The sequence below is a fragment of the Staphylococcus sp. HMSC065D05 genome, from assembly GCF_001813195.1.
Taxonomy (GTDB): Bacteria; Bacillota; Bacilli; order Staphylococcales; family Staphylococcaceae; genus Staphylococcus; species Staphylococcus epidermidis.
Window position 1 is genome coordinate 365,119 of sequence record NZ_KV811746.1, and the last position, 969, is coordinate 366,087.

A 969-nucleotide genomic window follows, 5' to 3' on the forward strand; every position below is an offset into this window, starting at 1 on the left:
GATGTCACTTTTATATTTTTTAGTTTTATCTTTTTTAAACATTCCATAAGTTATGAGTGGCGTTCGATTAAAATTATCTATAATTGCCATATAATTGGCTTCGCTACCATAACCTGCGTCAGCTACAATATATTCAGGTAAATGACCGTAAGTCTCTTGAATTGAATTTAAAAAAGGTATTAGTGTTCTTGTATCAGTCGGATTTTGATACACATCATAAAATAAAACGAATTGAGAATTTGTCGCTATTTGTAAATTATACCCTGGCTAAAGTTGTCCATTTTTCATTTAATCTTCTTTCATTCTCATAAATGTGGCATCGTGGTCTGTTTTAGAATAACTATTTCTATCCTTTAAAATAGATTTTTGGACTTCGTATTTATGCTTTCGCTTAGAGTAATCATTAATTTGCTTTTTGTATTTTTTAATTTTAGTTCTTTTGAGCCGTATTTGTTTTCTTATTTTAGTACATTTTTCATTATCGATATGTTGGTTTAAATCTTCGATTTCTTTATCTAAGTGACTACCAATCAAATCTATTTCTTCTTTTGTTAAGTCATTATCATGCTCTTCTTTAATCTCAGGTATGATTCTATTTATCACTAATTCATGATAGAGTGCTTTAGAGTTTTCATTCATCCTTGACTCAAGGTTTTGAATACTCTTTTTCCATACAAATGTATATCGATTGGTATTTACCTCAACTTTCGTACCATCAATAAAAATGGCCTAATCATCTATAATATTTTGTTTCAAACACTGACTATGAAATTGAATAAATAATGATTCTAATAAAGCGTCTACTTTGGGATTTACTCTGAATCGATTAATCGTTTTATAAGAAGGCTTTTGATTTTGTGATAGCCACATCATTCGGATACTATCATTGAGTAATTTTTCTATCTTACGTCCTGAAAACACAGATTGGGTGTAGGCATATAAACACAAAGTATTTTGGCGAGACTCTTG

Annotated in this window: 1 pseudogene; it reads right to left on the bottom strand. The window is 29.4% G+C overall.

Annotated features, from left to right (window positions below):
• Positions 1-969: pseudogene (locus HMPREF2897_RS12785) on the bottom strand (transposase); the annotation flags it as partial.